Origin of the sequence: Paenibacillus woosongensis, from assembly GCF_030122845.1 — a bacterium.
Lineage (GTDB): Bacteria > Bacillota > Bacilli > Paenibacillales > Paenibacillaceae > Fontibacillus > Fontibacillus woosongensis_A.
This window is the reverse complement of sequence record NZ_CP126084.1, coordinates 2,885,904-2,910,639: the sequence shown is the minus strand read 5'-3', so window position 1 is coordinate 2,910,639 and position 24,736 is coordinate 2,885,904. Positions and strand designations below refer to the sequence as shown.

Genomic DNA, 24,736 nt, shown 5'->3' with positions numbered 1-24,736 from the left:
AGTGGTGGTGCGTTGGATATTTGCGGGCGCTGCGGATAAACGAGATTTGCTGCTTTACATCTGCAAGGTGTTGGCCACTTCAGGACATCGAGTGCTTCTGATCGATGCCACTGATCGGGGGAAATACCGTTATGTGATCGGCGGAATTTCTGGAGGGAAGGAAATTACCGAGTTTAACGGGTTTGACGTCTTTCGGGCAGGGCCCGAAATGGAGGAGCCGGAGAGCTGGGAAACTTACGATTTCTGCCTGTATGATGTTAATCACTTGATTCCAGCGGGCTGGCATCTATGGAGCGAGGCAGGGCAGGTGGTCTGGGTCGCAAGCTATGACCGTTATGAAATCGCTGGAAGCTGCGAATTTTTCAGCCGTTTATTCGAGATGTGGCCGCAGCTTAGCGGGCTGAAAGTACGCCCTGTGTTTACGCGGGCGATGGACACTTATGTTGATGAGCGATATGTAATGAGCTTGATGGAGCAGTTGCCTATCGACTGGACGGAAGCGAATATTCGAATCCCCTTTGATGAAATCAATGTTGCCGTGCAAACGGAGAATGAGCATTCCCAAACCTTGCGCTTGAACCGGATTACCCGTGCTTATAAAAGGGCGATTGCCGATTTGATAAGCCAATTGGCCGGATGGGAATTCAGAACGGTACAAAAAGCGCTGCGCAAAGCGGAAAGGAGCAGGCATGAGTAAAGTCGTTTTTTGGGATATGGGATATGGCGGCTCGGCAGAGGTCGCTGCGGCCTTTGGAGTACAAGGGGGCCTGCACGAGAAATATCATCTGCTGCTCATGAATTGCGGAGCTGCCGGTACAGGCATAGAGGAAGGATTTTCATTGCGTGATAAGGAGATGGAGGACGATCTGGGCTTGCCCGTGCAGGATCATGGCATGGAGGCGCTAATCCGCCTTGCCGAAAGTGAGCGTTTGCTTCAGGCTGACATGAAGGATTACACTTATCCGCTTTTGCCGGGACGGCTCGATATGGTTGATGGCCTTAAGCCGGTAGGCGCCGGCACGAGTGAGATGCTTCTTTCTGCAGAGCTGGGAGCGATCCTCAATATCGCCGAACGATACTATGACATCATTGTTATGCAGTTATCCGGCGTCCATGCTCTTGTACAGAACAACTGGCTGCCTCGCAGTGAAGATACGCTTGTTGCGGTACTTCGGCAAAATCGGGTCGAGCTGGATACTTTTTTTGAAATGAACGGCAGCATGGAGCGGACGGACAGCGAGATGCCCCAAGCTATTGTCATCCACCAGTATGATGCCGCTTCGAAATGGAGTCTGCAAAATATTAAGCGCCGTTATAACTGTGAGGTGCCGATGATCGGTATTCCGTATCATACCGAGTTTAGCGATGCATGGAACGGCCAGGATATCATCGCCTTCTTCCGGCGGTACAGGTTGTTGAAGGGGCGCGGGTACGAGAGGGAGCAATTTTTATTTAGCTGTAAAGAGCTTGTTCGCCTAGCGCTTTCATCGAAGGAGCGGGCCAGCGACACCGCGCTGGACAGCAATGTGAAAGGAGCATGACCAGTGACCCAATTTGCCAACCTGCTCGGTATATTATGCGTCCTGCTGTTGGGTATCGCCTACGTTTGGATCAAAGCCCTCTCCGTAGAGAAGACCCCCGCCCAATCGGCATTTCATGAAGAGTCCGCTCCAATAGATACGCTTGTTGCCTATGTAAAGAAACAGCTTCATGAATTGAGCAGGGCTCAACTGAATGATTGGGGCATGAGCGAGGACGCCTGGCAGCGTAAGTTAAAGAGCCGCGCAGAGCTTCGGAAAGCGCTTCGGGGCTGCACCTGGGGCGACCGGGGTGATAAAAGGTACGTGAAATCCTATATTAAGGATTTGCTGATCAAGGGCTGCGGTGTCAATGAGCAGACGATCGGCAAGTATATCCCTTTCCACCATCGCGAACGGCTGACGTCCCAGGACCGGTTCGAAATTGTCTTGTATTTGTATGCTCAGCGCTTCGGCGATAAGGCTTTAGCGATGCTGATTGAGACCTATCGACTTGATGAGCCCAAGCAGGCGAATGGACATGATGACGCTGCCTATTACGATATTAACAGCGAGGATATCGACGAGGTGTTTTATGCCGAATACCGGGAGCTTGCCTTTCGGGAGAAGCTGGATATTCTCGTACAGCGCGTCTATCAGCAGTATAAAGGCTTTTCGGTGGTAGACGAGATTAAGGAGCAGCGGATTGACGGGTTCAGCGGGGGAGTGAACGGCATTGCTGCTATGGATGATGACTGGGGTTCCTTGGGATCCGGCCCCCAGTTTGGCTGGGAAAGCCGTGGAGAAACGGACGATGAAGACGGTCATGCAAAATCCTGGATATGGGAAAGCGTCTGGATTTTTTATATGGGCAAAAGCATTCGTCTGTCCTTCATGAGTTTCGGGGAAGAGGCGGAACTCAAGCGGGTTTGCCAGAACATATATAAATACAATTTACCTGGCCAGCTAACCGAGGCTAACGGTTATAAGGTCAATGAAATGAAGGATGGCTCCCGGGTTGTCGTCGTTCGGCCGCCCTTTGCCGAATCATGGGCCTTCTTCGTCCGGAAGTTCGATTTGCGCAGCGCAGCGCTGGAGCAGCTTATTGTCGGGGAAGATGCCGAATTGCCGATAGGCTTGCTCAAATTTCTGATGAAAGGCAGCAGGATTACGTCGATTACCGGCTCCCAGGGCTCCGGCAAAACGACGATGTTAATGGCCTTGGTGAAGTACATTTATCCCACCTATACTTTGAGGGTTCAAGAGATGTCCTTTGAACTGAACTTGCGCAAGCTGTACAGCAATAGAAATATTATGACGTTCCGGGAGACGGAGTATGTGTCGGGGCAGGCCGGGTTGGATTTGCAGAAGAAGACGGACGGTACCGTGAATATACTTGGCGAAGTGGCCACCGATGATGTAGCGTCCTGGATGATTCAGATGGCCCAGGTGGCCAGCCTGTTCACCCTGTTTACCCATCATGCCAAAACGTTTCGCGATCTGATCGAATCGCTGCGCAATTCCTTGCTTAAGACAGGCGTATTTCGTGATGAACAGATAGCGGAACGGCAGGTCGTCAGCGTAATTGATTTCGATGTCCATTTGCGGAAGGATATGTCCGGCCAGCGGTATATCGAAAAAATAACGGAGTGCGACCGCCAGAAGCAAGGTTACCGTGAAAGGGTGGTGCTGGAATACCGGGACGGAACATATATCCCTGTCGAGCCAATCTCCCTGAGCATGAGACAGGAAATGGCCGGAGAAATGACGACAGAGGACAGTGCGGCTTTTGCACGTTTTCTGGATCGTTACTGGAGGGAAGAGATTGGAGCTTAGAACAGTATTAATCTGGATTCTAATTTTCTCTGTGCTGTTATGCATCGGTTTATGGGCGGCCTCTAGGCGTATCTCCAGTCTCGAATCTCTTACGGATAGCAGTCAGAGCATAGCGGCTTACGTTCGCAAGCATATCACTGCTTTTCTGCTGAGATCCTATGCCATATTTCTAAAAGTGCCTCCCCTGCGCTATTATGTCCGCAAGGTACGCGGGAAATTGTCGCTGATGCATACGTATGCCGAATTTGAGCTGCGCAGGAGAACGATGATGCTCGTTTATGCGCTCCTGCTTACTTTCGGCCTGGGCATCACCTTGCTGACCTGGATGAACCCGAACATCATGTTTTTCGTGACGCTATTAATTACGGCTGCGGTTTTACAGGGACTGTTCCTGGACGGTTTCGTAAATCGCCTTGAACGCAAGCTGTTGGAGCATATGCTGGAGTTTTTTGCAGCGGTGCGCCATGCCTACCATCGTCACGGCATGATTACCGATGCGATCGACGAAGCAGCGGAAGGGCTCGGTGAGGAGATCGGTGCCCAGGCCTACCGCATCCATGAAGCCTTGACTGCACCTAAGCAGCAGGAAGGGCTGGAGCAATATTACGAGACAGCGCCCAGCAGGTTCTTAAAGGCGTTTGCGGGAATATCCAGCTTGGTTATGGAATTCGGCGACAAGACTTCGAAGGAGGGTTCGGTGTTTTTGCGGGCGGTCGCCAGTCTGACGCAAGAAATTCAACTCGACCTTATTCGCCGTACTAAACTGGACTACTTGCTGAAGGGGCTGCATGTTATCGCCCTTGCACCTATATTTTTTACAAAACCGATCGAGATGTGGGCGAGGCGGAACTTCCCGCTCATGGATCATTTTTATTTAAGCAAAGCGGGGATTGTGCTTAAGATTCTCATTTTTTTGATCATACTGATTTCCTTTATTTTGCTGCAAAAATTAAAAAATGAAGAAGATACAGCATACCGGGCATCCGGCAGTAAAATATGCTGGGAGGCCAGGGTTTACAAAATCCGCTGGATAAGAAACGCCGTCCAGTGGTTCGTTCCGCCTCGATCTTCGTTTTCATACTATCGGCTTACGCAATTGTTCAAGGACAGCAATCTGCAAATGAGAGTCGAATGGTTTCAACTAAGGAGGGTCGGTCTCTTTCTGTTAGGTTTCGTTTCGACAATTGCTCTCTGCATTGCGCTGCACGTGGTCACTTATCATCAAATCCTCAGGGAGCCGCCGCAGAGCACGATATTCTTCGGCGCGATGACACCTCAGGAGAAGGAAGGGGCCGAGAGGCTCGCTGCTTTGGAGAAAACGGCGATAGAAGAGATGAATATGTCTTCCCAGGCTGGTTATGATGCCGTTTTGAAATCCGCTGAGGCAGCCCTCGAAGCCCAGGGGGAAACGCTGAGCCAAGACGAGTTGACCGCCATGGCGGTCCGGATCGTTGATAAGCTCAACAGGCTTGACCGGGAGTATTTGAAATGGTGGGAGGTTGCTGCCGCTCTGGCCGCAGGCTGTTTGGCATTCGCGATGCCGCTTTGGCTGCTGTGGTTCCAGCGCAAAATGAGGCTTTCGGATATGCTCCAAGAAGTCTATCAATTCATGACGATGGTGGGGATTTTTAAAGAGCTGGAGCGGATTTCAGTGGAAGAAATTTTGGAATGGCTCTATGTATATGCCGTCATTTTCAAAGCGCCGTTAGAGAAATGCCTGCTCAACTACAGTCAGGGCGGAGAAACGGCTCTACAAGAAATGAAAGCAGAAGTTGCTCTCGCAGAGTTCAGACGGTTCGTGGACAAGCTGCTGCTTGCCGCAGAGAAAATTACCGTTGCTAAAGCATTTGATGATCTGGAGCATGAGATGTCGTTTCAATTCGAGCGCAGGCGCTTCGATTACGAGAAATCGCTGGATACCCGGGCAGAACTCGGCCGAATGATTGGTTTTACGCCGATGTACAGCCTCGTATTCGCTTATTTGGTTATCCCGCTCATATGGATGAGTTTCAAACAGATGGATTTGTATTTCGAACATATTCAGAAATTATAGCGATTTGGAGGAATGATAAAATGAATAATGCTTCATCCGCATTAAAAGTTGCAGCCGGCATTTTCCTGACGATTGCGCTTATTACAATTGTGGTTATTTTGTTCGTATCCGCGCAAGAGGCCACCAAAACGGCGCAGAACAATTTCTCGGATATCCAGACCGAACTGTCGCAGGCGTCGTTTACGGTTTACGATGATACGACCGTCAGCGGATCACAGGTAACGAATGCTCTCAGAAAGTTCAAGGACCGGGAGCAATTCGGAATCCAGGTGAAGACCGGAAAAAATCAGAATGGCCAGTGGTACGGCAATATGCTTCGTGTGGGCAACCATGTGCCGATTGAAGATTTCGGAGCCGTCATTAGCGATAAGGTCGGCAACATCAACAATTCTTGGAACGAAATACTGGATGAATATGTCAATCCGAGCGGCAAGTTCAAAGCAAAAGTAATTAAAGATAATTCGAACGTTGTGAGAGGAATTATTTTTACGCAGACGACTGTGCTCGCATCCCCTTAATAATGACATGAATAGTGTACTGAAAAGCTTTCTATGGCTGCTCATTGGTTGTATGGCGTGTCTTAGCGCTTTGTGGCTTGCGGTAGATCAGTCCCGGCTGGAGCAGGACGTCTTGGATCGATTAATCCCTTTTACGCAGGGTCAAAAGGACAGTATCCATACTGCGATCGGTATTGAAATACAGGCTGAGCGGTACAGCGGAGCTGAAATCATACACAGCTTGGCAGAACTGGCCAGACAAGGCGTTGTCGTTGAAATAGACGGGAGGATGGTGGATTTGAACGAAGCGGGCAGCGATGATTATTCTTTGCAGGATGCGGCTGTAATGAAAGCAGCAGCCCTCCTGGACTTAAAGGCGAGCTATCATGTGCTGATGGATTACGATTTCGCAGGCCGCGTGCAAAAAATAGCTTTTCAAAAGGAATAAAGGGGCTGAACGATGTCAAACGCTTTATCTAAAATTTCTGCAGCGCTATTGGCCGTCGTCTTGCTGTATTTGGTTCCGGCTGTTCAATCGGCACAGAGGGAGGAGGGTTATCGGGCGCTCGCGGCATACAACACGTTGGTTCGGTTTGCTGACGCGGTCCGAAATAAAGGATATTTATCGGCATCGATGTACAGGGATTTTGTCCATGAGCTTGGTGCCGCAGGAGGCGAATACAAGATCGAACTCGTGCACCGTCACAAAAAATATCATCCGGAATACAGTGATACTTCCGACCCTGATTCCTTTTTAGGCCGATTCAGCATTCATTATGAAGATTATTATGACCATGACATATTGCCGCTGCTTTTTCCTGAGCAAGCTCCAGCCGGCGCAAGCGGGCGCCCCAGGTATGAAATGGAAATTGGCGATTATTTCACGGTAACCATTACCGGTTTGGAGCGAACGCCGATGACGGTGCTGAATGATTTTTTATATGGAGCTGCAAACCCCGGCGGATGGAATGCCATGAGTTACGGGGGGATGGTGCTCAATGAAGATTACTGATTGGGCGATGATTTTCGTGCTGATCGCTTCGCCCTATCTATGGGTTCTTCATCTGCATACCGGGGATCTAAGGGAAGCTCACCGGCTTCAGCTGCGCTATACCTCGGCTCTCCGCACGGCTGTCCAGGATGCTGCTCATGCGCTCAATCTAAATGAGCTGCAGCATTACGAAACCGGATATGGTTCGGCGAAATTTATGAGAACGGATAAGGAGGAAGCCCTGTCTGCGTTCATCGAGACGTTGTCAATTCATTTAGGTATTGAGAATGATCCGATTGCCCAGAGGGCAATGCTGGCTTATATACCGGTAATTGCGGTCATTGAATATGACGGATTTTCTATTTATGCCGTGCATGAGAGCAAGGAGGCCGGGACGGGTGAGTCTGAATTATCGCATCGCTGGGGGCCGAAAAAACCGTATGTATACACGGATCAGTCCGGCAACAGTATTGCATTTACGCTGGATAATCGGGTTACGGCATACGAGAGCCGATCGGGCGAGTGGCTGAGAGGGAGACAAAGCGAGCTCAGTCTTGCGACGGCCATTCCATTGTTGCAGGACGCTGAAGCGTTTGAACAAGTTAGGCGAGCGACGATTGTGCGAACTATTGAGGAGGACATAGCAGGATACATGAATCGTCATAACGAATACGCAGCACGGATCGGAGTAAATTATCTTTTTACATTACCGGCCTTGTCCCAGGAGGACTGGACGAATACGCTCAATGATATCGGTGTCATTGTGTTTGTGCAGGGCATTCCGGTGGGTGATCGTTATTATAATAATTATGCCTTTGGCGGAGGACGACTGGTGCAAAGCAAGCTGCTGGTTGGAGGCATCGATGAAACGACGGGCCTTCGTTACGTTTTTCGGGAAGGCTGCCCGCCCCGCTACCGTATTGAACAAGCATTCACGAACCGCAGGGATGCGGCGGCTAAGGGATATTTTGAGAATACTTGCCGCTGACGCTTAAATAAAAACTGTTTCAGACCTTCTCCCACTTATGCTAAAATAGGTTCTTGAATGTCATATAGAAGGAGTAAGGGTCGCTAATATGAGTTTATTAACTGTAGAGAACGTCTCCCACAATTTCGGGGACCGTACTTTGTTTAAGAATGTCTCATTTCGCTTGTTGGCCGGTGAGCATGTCGGCCTGGTTGGGGCAAACGGCGTAGGCAAGTCCACATTAATGAATATTTTGACCGGACAGCTCCTGAAGGATGAAGGCAAGGTCGAATGGACGCCGAAGGTACGGTATGGATACCTCGATCAGCATACGAGGCTGACACCTGGCAAGACGGTTCGAGATATATTGAAGGATGCATTTCTTCCGCTGTTGGAGCTGGAGAAGGAAATGATGGAAATTACGGAGAAAATGGCCGATGCCTCGCCCGAGGAGCTAGAGCTGCTGCTGGAGCAGATGGGCGAAATTCAGGAGCAGCTGGATATCGGCGATTTCTATTTGATCGACGTGAAGGTTGAGGAAATGGCGAACGGGTTAGGATTGTCCGCGATCGGCCTTGACCGCGACGTCTCGACTCTAAGCGGGGGGCAGCGGACGAAGGTGCTTCTGGCCAAGCTGCTGCTGGAGAAGCCGAACGTCCTGCTGCTTGACGAGCCGACGAACTATTTGGATGTGGAGCATATCCAATGGCTCACGAACTATTTGCAGAACTATCCGTACGCCTTTATTCTCATTTCGCATGATACCGAGTTCATGAATAAAGTCGTCAGCGTCATTTATCATTTGGAATTTGCCAAACTGACGCGTTATTCGGCGAATTATGAGAAGTTCCTGGAAATGGCTGACATCAACAAAAATCAGCATATTGAGGCTTACGAGAAACAGCAGGAGTTTATCAAGAAGCAGGAAGATTTCATACAACGCAACAAAGCGCGGTATTCTACTTCCGGCCGGGCGAAGAGCCGGGAGAAGCAGCTGGATCGTCTGGAGCGGATCGACAAGCCCGAGGAAGCCGCTAAGCCGGTTTTCGGCTTTAAAGAATCGAGAGCGAGCGGAAAGACGGTATTCGAAGGCATCGACTTTGAAATCGGCTATACGCATGCGCTGCTGCCTAAAATGTCGATGACGATTGAGCGTGGCGAGAAAATCGCGATCGTCGGCTGTAACGGCGTCGGCAAATCCACGCTGCTAAAGACGATTCTTGGCAAGATTCCGCCGATTAGCGGCAAAACGTATCAGGGGGACTTCCTGTATCCGGCATATTTCGAGCAAGAGGTACGCCCAGGAAACGGCACGCCGATTGATGATGTATGGAATGAGTTTCCGCATCTGAACCAGCATGAAGTAAGGGCGCATTTGGCGCGCTGCGGCTTGAAGAACGATCACATCACCCGCCAGCTTAAAGCGCTGAGCGGTGGCGAGCAAGCCAAGGTACGGCTGTGTAAGCTGATGATGCGCGAGACAAACTGGATATTGTTCGATGAGCCGACGAACCATCTGGACGTAGCGGCCAAGGAGGAACTGAAGCGTGCGCTGAAGGAGTTCAAGGGGACGGTGCTGCTCGTATCTCACGAACCCGACTTTTACGAAGATTGGGTAACGAAGGTTTGGGACGTCGAGCAGTGGTCCACGAAATAAGGCCATTGTGCAGCAGGTATTCATAGTTTTCTGATGAAAAGGAGCGGAGCGGGAATGCAAGGCAAGCGATCTGAAACCTCGGCAGCAGTTTTGTCCACGGAAACAAGAGACCGGACGGACCGGTATTCCAGGCAGGAACGTTTTGCGATGATCGGTCCGGAAGGGCAGCGCAAGCTGTCGGAAAGCGCTATTCTTATCGTAGGCGCTGGAGCGCTGGGCACAGGAATTGCGGAAACGCTCGTGCGGGCTGGCGTTGGGCGTGTAGTCATCGTGGACCGGGATTACGTGGAATGGAGCAATTTGCAAAGGCAGCAGCTGTTCGCGGAAGAAGATGCCGAGCTCCGGCTGCCTAAGGCAATCGCTGCCCAGAAGCGGCTGCAAGCGATTAATAGCGAAGTGACCATTGAAGCTCATGTCATGGATGTGACCTATACTGAAATAAGCTCCTTATTGCCGGGAATCCGGCTTATACTGGATGCTACCGATAATTTTGACACGAGAATGGTTATTAACGACATTTCCCAGAAGAAGGGAATTCCTTGGATTTACGGTGCCTGCGTAGGCAGCTATGGCATTACGTATACGATATTGCCAGGGAAGACCGCCTGTTTGAACTGTCTGCTGGGCTCAATTCCGCTTGGCGGCGATACTTGTGATACAGCAGGGATTATTCCGCCGACGGTTCAGACGGTTGTTGCCCATCAGACAACAGAAGCGCTGAAGTTGCTCACGGGACAGACCGAGTATCTTCGAGGAACGCTGCTGACATTTGACTTATGGCGCAATGAGCAGGCGGCGCTCAAGATGGATGCGGCCCGGAAGCCAGACTGTCCGTCCTGCGGCTCGCAACCAGCCTATCCCTATTTGTCCCATTCGGGCTCACGAAAGACCGAAGTGCTCTGCGGCAGGGATACTGTCCAAATTCGTCCGGCTAAACCGCGGGAATGGAATTTGGAGGAGACGGCCAATGCCCTGATGCGTCTTGGGGAAGGGACGGCAGAATTCAATAAGTTTCTGCTATCCTATACGATTGGAGAGCGCCGGCTGGTATTATTCAAAGACGGGCGGGCATTGATCCATGGAACGAAGGATATTGTAGAAGCCAAAGTGCTTTATGACAGGTACTTCGGCTAAAGTAAGATAGAAGCAGCTAACCATTTCCGTTAAATTCGGGAATGGTTTGTTTGCATTTTGTCCATCTTAATTAATAAAATCGTGATGTGGAGCAGAAGGTGGGCGGCGAATCGTATGGAAGTTCACATATTATCGGCAGGAGGGGATTCCCGGGAGAGCAGCCGTTTGTACCGGCAGCTGAAGGAAGCGGGATATGACGTCACTTGGTTCCGCAACAAAGATGTGACGAAGGAAGAGCTGCTTAAACAAAGGCCAGACATTATGCTGGTTGAAAAAGGGGTGTCGGACGTCGATGCCATGGCGCTGCTTAAAGCTCATGAAGGCGTGCTATCATTTCCCGTCGTAGCCGTGCTTCTTGAACGAAGTACGGAGCAGCTTGTCGGGGCATTCGCAGCCGGGGCGAGCGACGTCGTAGACGGCAGCGTCCCGTTCGAAGAGCTGGCCGTACGTATGGAGCATTGGGTCAGGCTGTTCATGAGATTAAACGACGGCCAACCAAGCGAGATCATTTTCGAGGATTTGCGTATTGAGCCGAAAAGCCGCAAAGTATTCCGGGAAGGGGAAATCATCAAGCTGACTCCGAAGGAATATGATTTGCTCGTCTATCTCGCCAAGCATGCCAATACCGTATGCCATCGTGATGATATTTTACAGGAGGTATGGGGGTATGACTTTGCGACCGGTACGAATGTCGTAGATGTATATGTCCGCCATTTACGCAAAAAAGTCGACCGCGGCCGCGCTCGAAAGATTATCCATACCGTCCGGGGAACCGGCTATATGATGCATTGATGAACAAAAGAGGCCCCCCTTGATAGAAGTAATCTGCCGGGAAGCCTCTTTTGCAAGATGATAGAAGATATGAGTCAGTTATACAGTCCCATTGCAATATCGTAAGCATCTGCTGATGCTAACATTCGGACGTAATCGATTCGATACAAACTACAGTACGCGACGAGCTTTGATGTAAGTTCTTTTCCATGTTCCGGAGTTCAAATCAGAGATCGTTACCCCAGGTTTACCGTAAGTGTGCAGGATTTTACCGTTGCCCATATATACGGCTACGTGCGTAATATTGCTTCCTGTCGAACGGCTGCCGCTGGAGAAGAAGACCAGATCGCCCGGAAGAAGGTTCGATTTGGATACCGCTTTACCTACTTTGGATTGGGCAGCGGATGTACGTGGCAGGTTAACGCCATATTGTTTGAAAATATGCTTCATGAATGAAGAGCAGTCGAATACACTTGTTGTTGAAGTCGATGCACCGAATTTATAAGGTGTGCCCATATATTTTTTTCCGAAGTTAACGACTTGAGTTCCCTTAGAAACAGCAACGCTTTCTGCGCTTTGAGGAGCAGCAGCCGCTTGTGCCGTACCGCCTCCGCTTGCAAGCAAAGTTCCAAAGCCAATAGCTGAAACGATACCTACCGTCAATACTTTTTGGGATATAGTGTGTAATTTCATGTTGTTGTGTACCTCCAAAGTTTTTGTTTTGACCGGCTCGATTTGAAGTATAACAGGTTTGATACCAGCTATATTTTGGTAGAATTGCGGAGCTCGCTGTCTCCCATAGCTTTGAAGGCGTTTATTAAAATATCATTAAAGTTACAAAAAATTAAGAATATAGAGTAAATCCATGCTGAGAAAAGAAAAGAAACCTTGAAGCATCAAGGTTTCTTTCGTATGCAACTAAAAGTTACAATTTTGTCTTAAATTTTGTGTTAATCCCGGCTTTGGATGATTAAAAGCAGACCGCTCTCGATCCGGATGGTTCCTTCCTGACCGATAAGACGATTGCTGATCCCAAGCGATTGCCCCATCCGAAGCGTTGCATTGTCTAGGGGATACATGAACCCTTCCAGTGTTATCCCGGTCACTTCCGGCGTAAGAGGAACCAAAGATGCGTAAGTGAAGCCGTGCTCCTGGATGGTGATGGTGGAGCCGGTAAGCGTAATATAGTTGTGGGTATCGTAAATTGCGCTTTGGACCTGGTGCTGCAATCCTCGGAGCATGATTTGAATGTTGGCTAGCGTATGATCCATCCTTGAGCCGGTCACGCCCATCATGATGATTTCTGTGGCTTCATTGTCCATGGCGGTTACATAGGCCAGCTCGGTATCCGTCAAATCTTTATTTATTGGATCACATGTAATGATTTTGCCGCTGGCACATTTAACCTTCTCCAGCTCCTCCGGTGTAATGGAATCAAAATCTCCGACGGAGATATGAGGGTGGATACCATGCTCTACGAGAAATAATGCACCGCGATCTGCGCCTATCACCAGATCATTCTGCCTGATCTCCTCCAAAAATACAGGATTCATATTGCCGCCTGCAAAAATGAGCACTCTTTTCTCAGTCATATCTCTACTTCCTTTCATTTTGCGGAACATGCCCCAACTCCAGTATAAAACAGATTTAAGGCTTGCACAATTTTACCAGGTCAGACTACAATGGTTTTAGTGCGTGCATTATATAAGAAGCAAGAAGAGAAGCCGCAATGGTCATAGCCCCGTCAAGTAGACAGTAAGAAAAGAGTGTTCTAAGCGGCGATCGTTTCCCGGTACTCCACTGGGGAGCGGTCGCCGAGTTTTTTCTGAAACCGTTCGTGATTATAATAATCGATATACTGGGCGATAAGCTCTTGAGCCTCGCCGATCGATTTAGGCTTTTCTAAATGCAGTTTTTCCGTTTTTAGATGAGAGAAGAATGATTCAATACACGCGTTGTCAAAGCAGTTCCCGCGCCTTGAGTGGCTTCCTACGAGTCTTAGGTCGTCCAATAAGGCTGCATAGCTTTTAGTCGTGTATTGAAAACCCTGATCGGAATGTAGAAGGGCTCCAGGAGCGGTAATCTGTTTCACAGTTTCAAGTACGAGTTGGAGATCATTTCGTTCGCTAAGCTTCCAAGCAATGATCTCATTATTATATAAATCCATGACAACGGATAGGTAAATAAAGTCATTACCCGTTCGTACATAAGTGATATCTGTTACGTATTTTTCCATAACAGCTTCAGCCGCGAACTTTCGGTTTAAGACATTGTGAAATATGACGGAGGGTTTATAACCGGTGAAGGGACGCTTCTTCCGAATAACGGACCGTATTCCAAGTTCACGCATAAGCCTGCGGACCTTTTTGTGGTTAACAAGGAGGCCCTCCTTCCGTAAAGCGGTACGCATGCGATAATAGCCAAAATAGGGCCGCAATCGATGAATGGCCAAGATGTGATCCTTTAACATGGTATCTGCTTCTAACATTGCTTCTCGATCTGCCAATGTATTCAACCACTTGTAGTAACCAGCTCGTGACACTTCTGCAATCTTACAGAGCTTCACGAGCGGATAAAGCGGGCTCATTTCTCGAATGGACTCGAACCGGGCTTGCTTATCCAACTTCCCTCCCCGTGTAGATTTGGATTGAGCTTTTTTAGGTATTCCACCTGCGCTTTCAGGTAAGCATTCTCTTCTTCTACGCTGCTAAAATGCTTCTTCGTCCATCGTCCGCGACAATCTTCAAAGCTTTCTCCCCTCTGTGCTTTACGCACCCAGCTAATGATTTGTGCATCACTCTTGATTCCCAACTTTTCTTTGATCATGGAATACGACCAGTTTTCTTCTGTACGTAGTCGTACTGCTTCTTTCTTTGTTTCCTCGCTGTATTTGGCAAACGTCTGCCCCTTCTTTGGTGGCATAGAAAAATCCCCTCCGGTCAACTGTGTTGAATCCATAATACATGGACTCTTTTTTCACTGTCTACCATGAGGGGATAATACCACAACGGCTTCTCTTTAAATCAAGATGATTTGAAAGCGCCACCATGCTCTGGAGGCTGCTTATTTTTTGATGATTGCACGCACTATTTCAAAAAATGCAGGAGCGCTTCAGGCAGCTCGTTCTGCCAGAAACCCCATAAATGCCTGCCTTCTTTTTCAAGGTACCGTATTTGGGCGCCGCGCTCTTCCAAGAGCGATTTGGTCGCCCGGTTCAGCTCCACAAAATTATACGTTCCTGTATCTGTCGTGTAATTGTCCTCCTGCAGGCCGACGATCATATATAAGGAAAGGAAGGACAAGTCGGATTCTTCGGATATCAGTTGCTGGGTTTTTTCGTAAAACGCGCCGGACAAGCTGATCACTTTGGAAAACAGTTCAGGTTTTTTCATAGCGATATGCAGCGAGATGGTGCCTCCTAGCGAATCTCCAGCCAAAATACGTTCGTCCGCTTCGCGGCGAACCGGATATTTGCTCTCAATGTAGGGAATAATTTCTTCAGTGAAGCAGGAAATATAAGCGTCGAAGCGGTTGCCGAAAGGAGCATACTCCTCGGTACGCACCGATGTATCAACCTCGACGCCAACAATGATGAACGGGTCAAGCCCTTCATCTAGGATGAGGCGGTTCGCATGGGTAGCGATTCGGCCGTAATTGAAAAATTCTTCTCCGTCCTGACAATATACGACAGGATAGCTGAGGATTTCATTATAGCCCGGAGGCAAATAAATCCGCAGCGACCGCTTCTCATCCAAGTATTTGCTGTCGATTTCTTCCTTGACGATCGTTCGTTTTAAATAGCGCGAATCCGTCATAATACAACACGCTCCCGTCTTTGCATTTTGCTTTTAAATGGCTGATAAGTTAAGATAACCGTTAGAGTAAGTGTTCCATTCACTGGTTTTAAATCGGGCTTCTGTTATAGTGAAAATTATACGCTGTTATACATACAAAGATAAGTATAAAGTACAAATTACCGGAATATCTTTGACTTATTGAGTGAAACAGATGTATAATAATTCTATAACAGCAGCACATGATAATCAAATTTTTTGTCGAGGTGAAGAAAATGAGCAAGAACAAGAGCAGGGTTCCTTACGAAGTATACACTGAGGAAGTCGAAGCTTTGTCCGTGCTATCCCCGGACGGTGAAATCGTTAACAAAGATAAAGTTCCTAATTTAAGTGATGATCAATTGAAAGAGTTAATGTACCGCATGGTATTTACCCGTACATGGGATGAAAGAGCCATTAACCTGGGCCGTCAAGGCCGTCTTGGATTCTATGCGCCTGTATCCGGCCAAGAAGCTACGATGGTGGGCAGCGAGTTCGCTTTGAACAAGGACGACTTCATTTGCCCGGGCTACCGTGATATGCCGCAGCTCGTATGGCATGGTCTTCCGCTGTATCAAGCGTTTCTGTATTCCCGCGGACATCAGCACGGCGGTCAGATTCCGGAAGGCGTCAACGTACTTATGCCACAAATCATTATCGGCGCCCAAGTGCTTCATGCCATGGGTATCGCTATGGGTTACAAACTGAAGAAGCAGCAGCAAGTCGCTATCACATACACAGGTGACGGGGGATCCTCCGAGGGCGATTTCTACGAAGCACTCAACTTTGCTGGAGTTTATAAACTGCCGGTTATTTTCTTTGTGCAAAACAACGGATATGCGATCACAACTCCGTTCTCCAAACAAACTGCAGCTCTATCGATCGCTCACAAAGCGGTTGCAGCGGGTATCCGCGGCGTGAAAATCGACGGTATGGACGTGTTTGCCGTTATCAGCGCTGTTCAAGAAGCAGCTGAGCGCGCTCGCAACGGTGAAGGTGCTACATTGATCGAAGCCGTTACTTACCGTTTCCGTCCACACTCCTTGTCCGATGATACTTCCAAGTACCGTACGAAGGAAGAAGAAGGCCAGTGGAGCGAGAAGGATCCAATCGCACGTCTTGCCAAATATCTGGAGAAGAAAGGTCTTTGGACAGAAGAAGATACAGCTCGCGTGAAGGAAGAAGCCAAAGCTACGGTTAATGAGCATATCAAGAAAGCAGAACAAACCGAGAAAATGACCATCCCTGGTCTGATCGATAGCATGTTCGAAACGACGCCTAAACATCTGGAAGAGCAAAAAGCAGATTTCCAGTAAGACGATAAGCAGGACCTAAGAGCATGAATGAATGCTTGGCAGTAAAAGTCTGATTGTTTCTTAATGAGGAGGATATGAATCTAATGGCACAAATGAATTTAAAAGAAGCGATTCGTGATGCGATGCGCGTGGAATTAGAACGTGATCCTAACGTTCTGATCTTCGGGGAAGACGTCGGTAATGTCGGTGGCGTATTCCGTGCTACGGAAGGCTTGCAAAAACAGTTCGGCGAAGAGCGCGTATTCGATACGCCGCTTGCAGAATCCGCTATTGGCGGTATGGCAGTAGGTTTGGGTATCCAAGGATTCCGTCCGATTGCGGAAATCCAGTTCGTAGGTTTTATCTTTGAAGCGCTCGATCAAATCGTGGTTCAGGCAGCCCGCATGCGTTACCGTTCCGGCGGCCGCTACAACGCGCCGATCGTATTCCGTACTCCGTTCGGCGGCGGTGTTAAAGCAGCTGAGCTGCATACAGACGCATTGGAAGGTTTGATCGCGCAAACTCCGGGTATTAAATTAGTGATTCCATCCAACCCTTACGACGCTAAAGGTTTGATGATTTCTGCTATCCGCGACAACGACCCTGTTTTCTTCATGGAGCACTTGAACCTGTACCATGCTTACCGTGAAGAAGTGCCAGAAGGCGAGTATACTGTTGAGATCGGCAAAGCGAAAGTCGTTCGCGAGGGCTCTGACGTAACAATCATCGCTTACGGCCTAATGGTTCATACGGCGGTTAAAGCAGCAGAAGAGCTTGAGAAGAACGGCATTAAGGCAGAGGTAATCGACCTCCGCACGCTCGTGCCTCTTGACATTGACACCGTTATTGAATCGGTGAAGAAAACGAACCGCGCTATTATCGTTCAAGAAGCGCAAAAATCTGCAGGTATCGCTGCAGAGGTTATCGCTCAAATTAACGAGAAAGCGATCCTTCACTTGGAAGCGCCGGTTCTTCGCGTAGCTCCGCCGGATACCGTCTATCCGTTCGCGCAAATCGAAGATCAATGGCTTCCGTCTCCGGCTACGATTATTGCAGGAGTGAATAAAGTACTCGAATTTTAATCTTAATGAACTTAGGAGGTCTTCCAGGTGGCTAAATTTGAATATCGTTTCCCTGAGCTTGGCGAGGGGCTTCACGAAGGCGAAATTATTAAAATGCATATCAAAGTCGGCGATAAAGTAACCGACGACGATATTATTATGGAAGTGCAAAACGACAAGGCGGTCGTTGAGGTTCCTTGTCCGGTAAATGGTACAGTGCAAGAGGTGTTCGGTACGGACGGGGCCGTGTTCCGCGTAGGTCAAGTCGTTGCCGTTATCGACGCTGAAGGCGACATTCCAGAGCAAGAGGGCGCTCCGGAAGAGCATAGCGCTCAAGAAGCCGATGCTGCACAAGGCGGAGCGGATACGAAAGATTCTCCAGCAACCGAGAATCCGGCGGCTGGCAAGGACAGCGCTGCTGCTCCAGCGGCACCTAACCGCGAAATTCTGGCTACGCCTAGCGTACGTAAATTCGCTCGTGAGAAGGGCGTAGATTTGAGCCAGGTTCAAGGCTCCGGCAAAGCAGGCAAAATTACACGCGAAGACGTGGAAGCATTCCTGAGCGGCGGCGGAACACCGGCTGCAGCCCAAGAGAGCGCGAAAGCTGCAGAAGCAGCTCCAGCAGCAGCTCCGGCAGCAGTCAGCGTAAGCGCCGAAGAAGAACGCGTACCGTTCAAAGGCATCCGCAAAGCGATCTCCAATGCGATGGTTAAATCCGCGTATACGGCTCCTCACGTTACGATCATGGACGAAGTTGACGTAACCGAGCTGGTAGCGTTCCGTACGCGTATGAAGCCGATCGCCGAGAAGAAAGGCACGAAAGTGACTTATCTTCCGTTTATCGTCAAAGCGCTTGTTGCGGCTGCTCGTCAATTCCCTGCGCTTAACGCTTCGATCGACGAAGAGAACAACGAGATTGTATACAAAAAGCATTACGATATTGGTATCGCAACCGATACGGACAATGGTCTGATCGTGCCGGTGATCAAGGATGCGGATCGCAAGAGCATCTGGATGATCGCAGACGCTATTCGCGATTTGGCTGCCCGCGGACGCGAAGGCAAATTGTCCCCTAACGAAATGAGAGGCAGCACGATTTCGATTACGAACATTGGCTCTGCCGGCGGTATGTTCTTTACTCCGATCATCAACTACCCTGAGGTAGCTATTCTCGGAACTGGCCGTATTAGCGAGAAGCCGGTTGTGAAGAACGGGGAAGTTGTCGTAGCTCCGGTTATGGCCCTGTCCCTCAGCTTTGACCATCGTCTGATCGACGGTGCTACTGCTCAATACTTCATGAACTATATCAAAGAGCTGCTCTCCAACCCTGAGCTGCTCGTAATGGAGGTATAACAACATGGTCGTAGGAGACGCTTCTCTTGATATTGATACACTGGTAGTCGGTGCAGGTCCCGGCGGATACGTGGCAGCCATTCGCGCTGCCCAGCTCGGACAAAAGGTACTGATCGTAGATAAATCGGAACTCGGCGGTGTGTGCTTGAACCGCGGATGTATTCCTTCCAAAGCATTGATCTCCGCTGCACACCAATATGAGTCTGCAAAACATGCGGATGCATTCGGTATTTCTGTAGAGAACGTAAAAGTGGATTTCTCGAAAACACAGGAATTCAAAAACAGCGTCGTCAAAAAAATGACTCAAGGCGTCGGCGGTTTGCTGAAAGGCAACAAAGTCGAGGTATTCAATGGCGAAGTGATGTTCATCAATGAGAACGAAGCTCGCGTATTCAACGAATACGAAGCACCTCGCTACCGTTTCAAACATTGCATCCTGGCAACGGGTTCCCGTCCGATAGAACTCAAGCCATTCCCATTTGGAGGACGCATTCTGTCTTCTACTGAAGCGCTCGAGCTTCAAGAAATTCCTGAGAGCCTGGTCGTTATCGGCGGCGGGTACATCGGTGCAGAACTTGGCCAAATGCTGTCCAAGTTCGGTACGAAAGTAACGATCATTGAGGGCATGGATACGGTACTGCCTGGCTTCGATAAGGATATGACTCGTCTTGTGGCGAAGAGCATGGAGAAAACAGGCATCGAGATCGTAACGAACGCGAAAGCGGAAAGTGCGGTACAAACCGACAAGAACGTTACGGTTAAATATTCCGTTAACGGTGAAAGCAAGGAAATTACGGCAGACTACCTGCTTGTTACTGTAGGACGCCGTCCAAACACAGACGGGGAGCTGGGTCTTGACCTGGCTGGCGTTGAGCTGGACGATCGCGGGCTGGTTAAAGTCGATCATCAAGGCCGTACATCCAATCCGAAAATCTTTGCAATCGGCGATATCGTCCCTGGCCTGGCACTCGCTCACAAAGCTTCCTACGAAGGTAAAGTGGCGGCTGAGGCCATTGCAGGACTGCCATCTGTTGTTGATTACAAAGCGATTCCTTCCGTTGTATTTACGGATCCTGAGTGCTCCAGCGTCGGCTTGACCGAGAAGGACGCGAAGGAAAAGGGCATCAAAGTGAAATCGGGTAAATTCCCGTTTGCGGCCAACGGACGCGCTACATCCCTGAACCAGCCAGACGGCTTCATGAAGCTTGTCGCCAACGCGGAGAACGACCTTGTCATCGGCGCGCAAATCGTTGGTATCGAAGCATCCAACCTCATTACTGAAATCGCGCTGGCGATTGAAATGGGCGCGACGCTTGAAGATATCTCCCTGACGATCCACGCTCACCCAACACTGGGTGAAATCGCGATGGAAGCGGCAGAGGTTGTCGAAGGCAAACCGATCCACATAATTTCCCGTTAATTTCCCGTAACTCCTAAGAGTTACACAAACTCCTAAGCATATGGATGAGCTGCTTCTGCAGGTTTTATATAAACCTGCGGGCAGCTCTTTTTTTATCACAACAGAAATGATTACAAAATAAGAGTGTATCTGGTAAAATTCACGTGTAGGGGGCGATTTGGAAATGAGGAGGAGGGTCATAATGCCAATCATTTTTAGAAAAATGATTACGCTAATTCTATATGTTTCGGTCAATCTGCTGGTTTTAATTTTAACTAAGAGCACTGATTATTTTGGAATTAGCGCGGGGTTAACCACCTTGTTCCTGGCTCTTACAACGAAGGTGTTTCCGTACTTTAACGGGTTTAAGTTCAAGGATAGATTTTCGTTTTTATTTATGATCGTTGTGGGATTCTTGACGCTATTCATGGCGCTAATTCTATAGCGCTAATTCTATAGCTCTATTCAAATTAAAAGAATTACAAAAAATATACCAAGAGCTGTTAGATTAATGGTAAGATGTAACTATAGTTTACAAAGCTTGTATGTTGATTTGAAATCGCTTGCGGAGAAGGGAAGGACGGATGGATGCAGTATAAGGACAAGGCCAGATCCTTAGCTGTTGCAGCTTTGTTGGTGATTGGCATAACGGTAACCCCTCCGGTGGAAGCGGATCATCCGTTAGTCGTAATGTTGGATGGACAGCAACTAAAGTCCCGGTTTGAAGAAAGTGATGGGGAAGTTTACGCCCCGCTTCTTTCTCTCTCTAAAGAACTAGGTTATACAGCGAACTGGAACAAACGAAGCGATAGAATAGATATTGTATCGGATCCGGAGAGAGCAGGGAAAGCTCAGGAAGAGGACGAAATTACGAAACAGCAGGTAGCGGATTGGATTATTGAACAAGGGAAGGAAGACCGTTATTATGTGGAAGGCTTGTCCTACGAACTGGTCGATCTTGATGGGGATGACACAGCAGAAGTAGTTGCTGCAATCGACGGCGGGGTGCATCTTGGGCATTATTTTATTTTTGATCGGGATGTGACAGGGAATTATCGATTGATTTTCGAGAGCCCTTGGAAGGTAGATGATTTAATGCCGGGAACGCCTATTCATGTAGGCGGTAAGCTGTTGTACGAGACTGTAGAACGGACCGGGGGTACCGGGTTGGAAGTTGAAATCGCCCATCTCTGGTATATGGAGGAAACACGAGTGGTAGAGGCTTGGAAAGGGATCACAAAGGAAATGAATGCGATGATACCGGGATCTTATTCGCTCACTGTGGGAGGGTACCGTGTGCACGACGATATTCTCTACGCTTGGAAGACGTTAAGTTTGCTTGAGGATGACGGGGAGACTGTTCAGGGAACCCCAGCTACGACAATGAATACATTTGTGTTTGACGGGGCTTCTTTTCAAGCAAAATGACAACGGCAGAACTACAAGGAAGAAGAGTGCAGAAGAAGCACTCTTTTTTTGCGCTGATGGATTGATCTTTGATCGTCAATAACTCTCAATTAGGAAGAAATAGCTCCCTTGACTCATAAAATGTAACAGCACGATTCGATAATACTTGAAAGCGTGGTGATCAAGCTGGAGCGCCCTCTTCAAATTGGGATGATCGGTCTAGATACTTCACATGTCAGCATTTTTGCGGTGCTGCTGCATCGTCATCAGGCTGAGGATTCATCCTCCTGCCTGCGCGGCATCACCATCGGCTGTGCCTTTCCCGGCGGCTCCTCACGCATGGAATTAAGCTACAGCCGGGTGGACCGTTATGAGGGCGAGCTCATACGGGAATATGGCGTGACCATGCTCAGCAGCATTGAAGCGGTTGCCGAGGCGGCGGATGTGATCATGATCGAGTCGGTTGATGGCAGCACGCATTTGGAGCAGTTCAGCAAGGTCGCCCCATATGGGAAACCGGTGTTCATCGATAAACCTATTGCGACGTGCCTTACTGATGCGCGTGCTATTGTCGCTCTTGCCGAACGTTATCGCGTACCGTTAATGAGCGCCTCTTCGCTTCGCTATGCTTCAGCTTTGACGGAATCGCTGGAACATACTGGTCATGGCGATGTTATCGGGGCAGATGTATACGGCCCGATGCCGTTCGTGCAAGGCCAGGCCGATTATTTCTGGTATGGCATTCACACCGTGGAGATGCTGTTCGCGATTATGGGGCAGGGATGCCGCCAGGTTCATACCACTTGCAGCGGCAATCATGAGGTGATAACGGGGACCTGGGCGGACGGACGGATCGGCGTCGTACGGGGCAGGCGCCAGGGCGGCAGCTTTGGTGCGGTCATTCACAGAGAGCGCAGGAGTGATCATGTGGGTATTCAGCCCGGCGGCAAGCCGTACTATGAGAGCCTGCTGGAGCAGGTTGTTTATTTTTTTCGAGGGGGAATATCTCCCGTAGCTCCGGAGGAAACCCTTGCGGTAATCAGTTTCATCGAAGCTGCGCACCGGAGTAAGGAGACGGGGAAGCCCTATGACTTGCAAGCACCGGGAGATGCTTTTAGATAATATAAATTAGCGGCTAATTGCTTTACAATATGATGTGATTACATCGAGGCGGCAGATGGATGACTGCCATGGAACTTGCTGCTATATGGAGGGGATAAAAATGATTCAAGGACTGTACGAAGCGCATTTGCCGGTCAGAAATTTGGAGATCTCAATGGCTTTCTACGACAAATTGGGACTGAAGTTAGCCTGGCGAGACGAGGATACGGCGTTTTATTGGATCGAGGAAGGCCGTAGCTGGATTGGGTTATGGGAAGGATCAGCGTATGAAACTCCCTATCATCCGTCCTTGCGGCATATCGCGTTCCGCGTGGCATATGATGATTTAAAACGTTCCTTAGACTGGCTCGCCTCGATTCAGGTCGAGGCTGTTCCGTTTGGGGGCAGAAGTACGGTACAGCCCTTTGTACGCCCCAATCAAGGCAATGCCTCCGTATATTTCAATGATCCGGATGGCAACAGTCTTGAGCTGATGTGTTATATTGAGGTACCAGCTGAATTGAAGCATATCACAGATAAACTCTCCTTGGACGAGTGGGAGAAGCTCTCGGGACTTCGTCGAAATGAATAAGTTGAACGAGCTGCTGTGCCGCGAGGAAGGCGGTCGGGACGAAGACCGTGTCAAGCAGTTAATTAGGAAATGCGAGCCCTTGATGCAGGATCTGCGCACCGTTAGGAGTCTGGAATTGCCCGAATGTTACATTGCTGCGGGATATATTCGGGGTTATATATGGGATTGCTTGCATGGTTATGACGCTCGTTTTCGGCATGAAGATATCGATGTGGTATTTTTCGATCCGCGGCTTTGCAGCGAAGAGCGGGATGCTGCATTGCAATTCCGGTTAATTGAAGAAACGGGCAACCCGCGATGGTCGGTCAAAAATCAGGCACGCATGCATATCCGCAACGAAGCTCCGCCCTATGCGTCAGCCGCGGATGCGATGCGCAGGTGGCCGGAGACCGCCACGGCTATTGGAGTTCGTTTGACGGATCAGGATCAATTGGAGCTATGCGCTCCTTATGGCTTGGGCGATTTGTTGTGCATGGTGGTGAGGCGAAGCCCTCTTTTTGCGGATCGGCCTTACTATTTGGAGAGAGTTCGCAGGAAGCATTGGCTGGAAGACTGGCCTTTGTTGACTTGGAACACGGATTAGCCGTTGGGGCTAGCAAGGAAGCTTTGTCGTTAAGTGTATTCTGGTGCCGGGAGAAACCGCAATGATGGTTGTTTTAAGAGGATTCAGGTTCGGGATGGTTTTGCAGCTTGCTGTTGGTCCTGTGTGCATTTATATTTTTAACGTAGCGAGCAAGCAAGGATTTCTGGAAGCGGCTGCCGGGGTAGCGGCCGTCACCTTGGTCGACGCGATATTCATCCTGCTCGCTATCGTTGGCGCAGCTTCCTTTATGGATCGGCCGGAGGTCAACCGGGGACTGCGCATATTCGGCTTTGCCGTCCTGCTTGTGTTCGGGATGAATCTGGTGTTATCGGTCTTTGGCATAGAGCTGCTGTCCTATTTCCGCCTGCCGAGCGGCGCCGATGTGGACAGGCCCATTTTATCGAGTCTGCTGCTTACGGCCTCCAATCCGCTTACGATTGTATTCTGGGCGGGAATGTTTACTGCGAAGGTCGCCGAAGGCGGCTTAAGCAAAGCGGGTATTTATGCTTTTGGCTTCGGGACGGTGCTGTCTACGCTGGCCTTCCTGCTGCTTGTCGCCTTAGCCGGGAGCTTCATCGGGCAATTTCTGCCGGAGGCGCTGCTAAAAGTACTAGACGGCGCTGTTGGGGTGTTGATTCTGTACTTCGCGGTTAGAATGGTTCGTTCATCTTAATGTTATTGCGAAAGGA

The 24,736-nt window shown here is 49.3% G+C and carries 24 protein-coding genes; 20 read left to right on the top strand and 4 right to left on the bottom strand.

The features are described 5' to 3' along the window. Positions 1-7: 7 nt before the first annotated feature. From QNH46_RS13290 to QNH46_RS13240, 11 genes are all read left to right on the top strand, one after another. Positions 8-697, top strand: coding sequence for a hypothetical protein (locus tag QNH46_RS13290; protein WP_283924745.1), 690 nt, complete (start codon positions 8-10; stop codon positions 695-697). After that, positions 690-1,541, top strand: a complete 852-nt coding sequence (locus QNH46_RS13285; RefSeq protein ID WP_283924744.1) for a hypothetical protein — start codon at positions 690-692, stop codon at positions 1,539-1,541. Before QNH46_RS13290 ends, QNH46_RS13285 begins: the two co-directional genes overlap by 8 nt. Positions 1,542-1,544: 3 nt before the next feature. Further along, the gene (locus tag QNH46_RS13280; protein WP_283924743.1) at positions 1,545-3,353 is read left to right on the top strand and encodes a P-loop NTPase family protein; all 1,809 of its coding nucleotides are present in this window, start codon (positions 1,545-1,547) and stop codon (positions 3,351-3,353) included. Then, positions 3,343-5,406, top strand: coding sequence for a hypothetical protein (locus QNH46_RS13275; protein WP_283924742.1), 2,064 nt, complete (start codon positions 3,343-3,345; stop codon positions 5,404-5,406). Before QNH46_RS13280 ends, QNH46_RS13275 begins: the two co-directional genes overlap by 11 nt. A 20-nt stretch (positions 5,407-5,426) precedes the next feature. Then, positions 5,427-5,924 (top strand): ABC transporter permease, encoded by a 498-nt coding sequence (locus tag QNH46_RS13270; protein ID WP_283924741.1) that lies wholly within the window; start codon positions 5,427-5,429, stop codon positions 5,922-5,924. 7 nt (positions 5,925-5,931) lie between these two features. Continuing rightward, positions 5,932-6,351: a hypothetical protein gene (locus QNH46_RS13265; protein ID WP_283924740.1), complete on the top strand. Its 420-nt coding sequence runs from the start codon at positions 5,932-5,934 to the stop codon at positions 6,349-6,351. Positions 6,352-6,363: 12 nt separating this feature from the next. Beyond that, a complete protein-coding gene (locus QNH46_RS13260) occupies positions 6,364-6,915 on the top strand; it encodes a hypothetical protein (RefSeq protein ID WP_283924739.1) in 552 nt (183 codons plus the stop codon). Then, positions 6,902-7,882: a hypothetical protein gene (locus tag QNH46_RS13255; RefSeq protein ID WP_283924738.1), complete on the top strand. Its 981-nt coding sequence runs from the start codon at positions 6,902-6,904 to the stop codon at positions 7,880-7,882. The genes QNH46_RS13260 and QNH46_RS13255 overlap by 14 nt, the downstream gene beginning before the upstream one ends. 88 nt (positions 7,883-7,970) lie before the next feature. Beyond that, complete coding sequence (locus QNH46_RS13250; protein ID WP_283924737.1) at positions 7,971-9,518, top strand: ABC-F family ATP-binding cassette domain-containing protein; 1,548 nt, start codon at positions 7,971-7,973, stop codon at positions 9,516-9,518. Between the two features lie 54 nt (positions 9,519-9,572). Further along, positions 9,573-10,652: a ThiF family adenylyltransferase gene (locus QNH46_RS13245; protein ID WP_283928434.1), complete on the top strand. Its 1,080-nt coding sequence runs from the start codon at positions 9,573-9,575 to the stop codon at positions 10,650-10,652. Positions 10,653-10,766: 114 nt separating this feature from the next. Beyond that, positions 10,767-11,444, top strand: coding sequence for a winged helix-turn-helix transcriptional regulator (locus tag QNH46_RS13240; RefSeq protein ID WP_283924736.1), 678 nt, complete (start codon positions 10,767-10,769; stop codon positions 11,442-11,444). A 150-nt stretch (positions 11,445-11,594) separates the two neighbouring features. Here the strand turns inward: QNH46_RS13240 and QNH46_RS13235 are convergent, their stop codons facing one another. The 4 genes from QNH46_RS13235 to QNH46_RS13220 form a co-directional block, all read right to left on the bottom strand. Beyond that, the gene (locus QNH46_RS13235) at positions 11,595-12,116 is read right to left on the bottom strand and encodes a C40 family peptidase (RefSeq protein ID WP_283924735.1); all 522 of its coding nucleotides are present in this window, start codon (positions 12,114-12,116) and stop codon (positions 11,595-11,597) included. Between the two features lie 257 nt (positions 12,117-12,373). Then, a complete protein-coding gene (locus QNH46_RS13230) occupies positions 12,374-13,015 on the bottom strand; it encodes a thiamine diphosphokinase (RefSeq protein ID WP_283924734.1) in 642 nt (213 codons plus the stop codon). 179 nt (positions 13,016-13,194) lie between these two features. Beyond that, positions 13,195-14,345 (bottom strand): IS3 family transposase gene (locus tag QNH46_RS13225; protein WP_430691933.1). Its coding sequence is split into 2 segments (ribosomal slippage): positions 13,195-14,084 and positions 14,084-14,345, totalling 1,152 coding nucleotides; the frame shifts between segments, so codons are not numbered across the junction. A 164-nt stretch (positions 14,346-14,509) separates the two neighbouring features. Then, positions 14,510-15,238, bottom strand: a complete 729-nt coding sequence (locus QNH46_RS13220; RefSeq protein ID WP_283924733.1) for an alpha/beta hydrolase — start codon at positions 15,236-15,238, stop codon at positions 14,510-14,512. A gap of 254 nt (positions 15,239-15,492) precedes the next feature. On the opposite strand from QNH46_RS13220, the gene pdhA reads away from it, so the two are divergent. The 9 genes from pdhA (at position 15,493) to QNH46_RS13175 (ending at position 24,720) form a co-directional block, all read left to right on the top strand. Further along, the gene (gene pdhA / locus QNH46_RS13215; protein WP_055107997.1) at positions 15,493-16,572 is read left to right on the top strand and encodes a pyruvate dehydrogenase (acetyl-transferring) E1 component subunit alpha; all 1,080 of its coding nucleotides are present in this window, start codon (positions 15,493-15,495) and stop codon (positions 16,570-16,572) included. A gap of 83 nt (positions 16,573-16,655) precedes the next feature. Next, the gene (locus QNH46_RS13210; RefSeq protein WP_283924732.1) at positions 16,656-17,633 is read left to right on the top strand and encodes an alpha-ketoacid dehydrogenase subunit beta; all 978 of its coding nucleotides are present in this window, start codon (positions 16,656-16,658) and stop codon (positions 17,631-17,633) included. A 27-nt stretch (positions 17,634-17,660) separates the two neighbouring features. Next, a complete protein-coding gene (locus tag QNH46_RS13205; protein WP_213592204.1) occupies positions 17,661-18,965 on the top strand; it encodes a dihydrolipoamide acetyltransferase family protein in 1,305 nt (434 codons plus the stop codon). A 4-nt stretch (positions 18,966-18,969) separates the two neighbouring features. Next, entirely contained in the window at positions 18,970-20,385 is a 1,416-nt protein-coding gene (gene lpdA / locus QNH46_RS13200; RefSeq protein WP_213592206.1) for a dihydrolipoyl dehydrogenase, read from the top strand. A 567-nt stretch (positions 20,386-20,952) separates the two neighbouring features. Beyond that, positions 20,953-21,792 carry a hypothetical protein gene (locus tag QNH46_RS13195; RefSeq protein ID WP_283924731.1) on the top strand — a complete coding sequence of 280 codons (840 nt, stop codon included), beginning with the start codon at positions 20,953-20,955 and terminating at the stop codon, positions 21,790-21,792. A 189-nt stretch (positions 21,793-21,981) separates the two neighbouring features. Further along, positions 21,982-22,893, top strand: coding sequence for a Gfo/Idh/MocA family protein (locus QNH46_RS13190; protein ID WP_283924730.1), 912 nt, complete (start codon positions 21,982-21,984; stop codon positions 22,891-22,893). A 100-nt stretch (positions 22,894-22,993) separates the two neighbouring features. Beyond that, on the top strand, positions 22,994-23,464 hold the full coding sequence (locus QNH46_RS13185; RefSeq protein WP_283924729.1) for a VOC family protein: 471 nt from the start codon (positions 22,994-22,996) through the stop codon (positions 23,462-23,464). Continuing rightward, positions 23,457-24,047, top strand: coding sequence for a nucleotidyltransferase family protein (locus tag QNH46_RS13180; RefSeq protein WP_283924728.1), 591 nt, complete (start codon positions 23,457-23,459; stop codon positions 24,045-24,047). Before QNH46_RS13185 ends, QNH46_RS13180 begins: the two co-directional genes overlap by 8 nt. Positions 24,048-24,108: 61 nt before the next feature. Then, positions 24,109-24,720, top strand: a complete 612-nt coding sequence (locus QNH46_RS13175; protein ID WP_283924727.1) for a LysE family transporter — start codon at positions 24,109-24,111, stop codon at positions 24,718-24,720. Positions 24,721-24,736 lie beyond the last annotated feature (16 nt).

Coding starts and splice junctions, on each gene's coding strand:
- QNH46_RS13285 (WP_283924744.1), top strand. CDS start 690: ATGAGTAAAGTCGTTTTTTGGGATATGGGATATGGCGGCTCGGCAGAG.
- QNH46_RS13270 (WP_283924741.1), top strand. CDS start 5,427: ATGAATAATGCTTCATCCGCATTAAAAGTTGCAGCCGGCATTTTCCTG.
- QNH46_RS13265 (WP_283924740.1), top strand. CDS start 5,932: ATGAATAGTGTACTGAAAAGCTTTCTATGGCTGCTCATTGGTTGTATG.
- QNH46_RS13260 (WP_283924739.1), top strand. CDS start 6,364: ATGTCAAACGCTTTATCTAAAATTTCTGCAGCGCTATTGGCCGTCGTC.
- QNH46_RS13255 (WP_283924738.1), top strand. CDS start 6,902: ATGAAGATTACTGATTGGGCGATGATTTTCGTGCTGATCGCTTCGCCC.
- QNH46_RS13250 (WP_283924737.1), top strand. CDS start 7,971: ATGAGTTTATTAACTGTAGAGAACGTCTCCCACAATTTCGGGGACCGT.
- QNH46_RS13245 (WP_283928434.1), top strand. CDS start 9,573: ATGCAAGGCAAGCGATCTGAAACCTCGGCAGCAGTTTTGTCCACGGAA.
- QNH46_RS13240 (WP_283924736.1), top strand. CDS start 10,767: ATGGAAGTTCACATATTATCGGCAGGAGGGGATTCCCGGGAGAGCAGC.
- QNH46_RS13235 (WP_283924735.1), bottom strand. CDS start 12,116: ATGAAATTACACACTATATCCCAAAAAGTATTGACGGTAGGTATCGTT.
- QNH46_RS13230 (WP_283924734.1), bottom strand. CDS start 13,015: ATGACTGAGAAAAGAGTGCTCATTTTTGCAGGCGGCAATATGAATCCT.
- QNH46_RS13220 (WP_283924733.1), bottom strand. CDS start 15,238: ATGACGGATTCGCGCTATTTAAAACGAACGATCGTCAAGGAAGAAATC.
- pdhA (WP_055107997.1), top strand. CDS start 15,493: ATGAGCAAGAACAAGAGCAGGGTTCCTTACGAAGTATACACTGAGGAA.
- QNH46_RS13210 (WP_283924732.1), top strand. CDS start 16,656: ATGGCACAAATGAATTTAAAAGAAGCGATTCGTGATGCGATGCGCGTG.
- lpdA (WP_213592206.1), top strand. CDS start 18,970: ATGGTCGTAGGAGACGCTTCTCTTGATATTGATACACTGGTAGTCGGT.
- QNH46_RS13195 (WP_283924731.1), top strand. CDS start 20,953: ATGCAGTATAAGGACAAGGCCAGATCCTTAGCTGTTGCAGCTTTGTTG.
- QNH46_RS13190 (WP_283924730.1), top strand. CDS start 21,982: ATGATCGGTCTAGATACTTCACATGTCAGCATTTTTGCGGTGCTGCTG.
- QNH46_RS13185 (WP_283924729.1), top strand. CDS start 22,994: ATGATTCAAGGACTGTACGAAGCGCATTTGCCGGTCAGAAATTTGGAG.
- QNH46_RS13180 (WP_283924728.1), top strand. CDS start 23,457: ATGAATAAGTTGAACGAGCTGCTGTGCCGCGAGGAAGGCGGTCGGGAC.
- QNH46_RS13175 (WP_283924727.1), top strand. CDS start 24,109: ATGATGGTTGTTTTAAGAGGATTCAGGTTCGGGATGGTTTTGCAGCTT.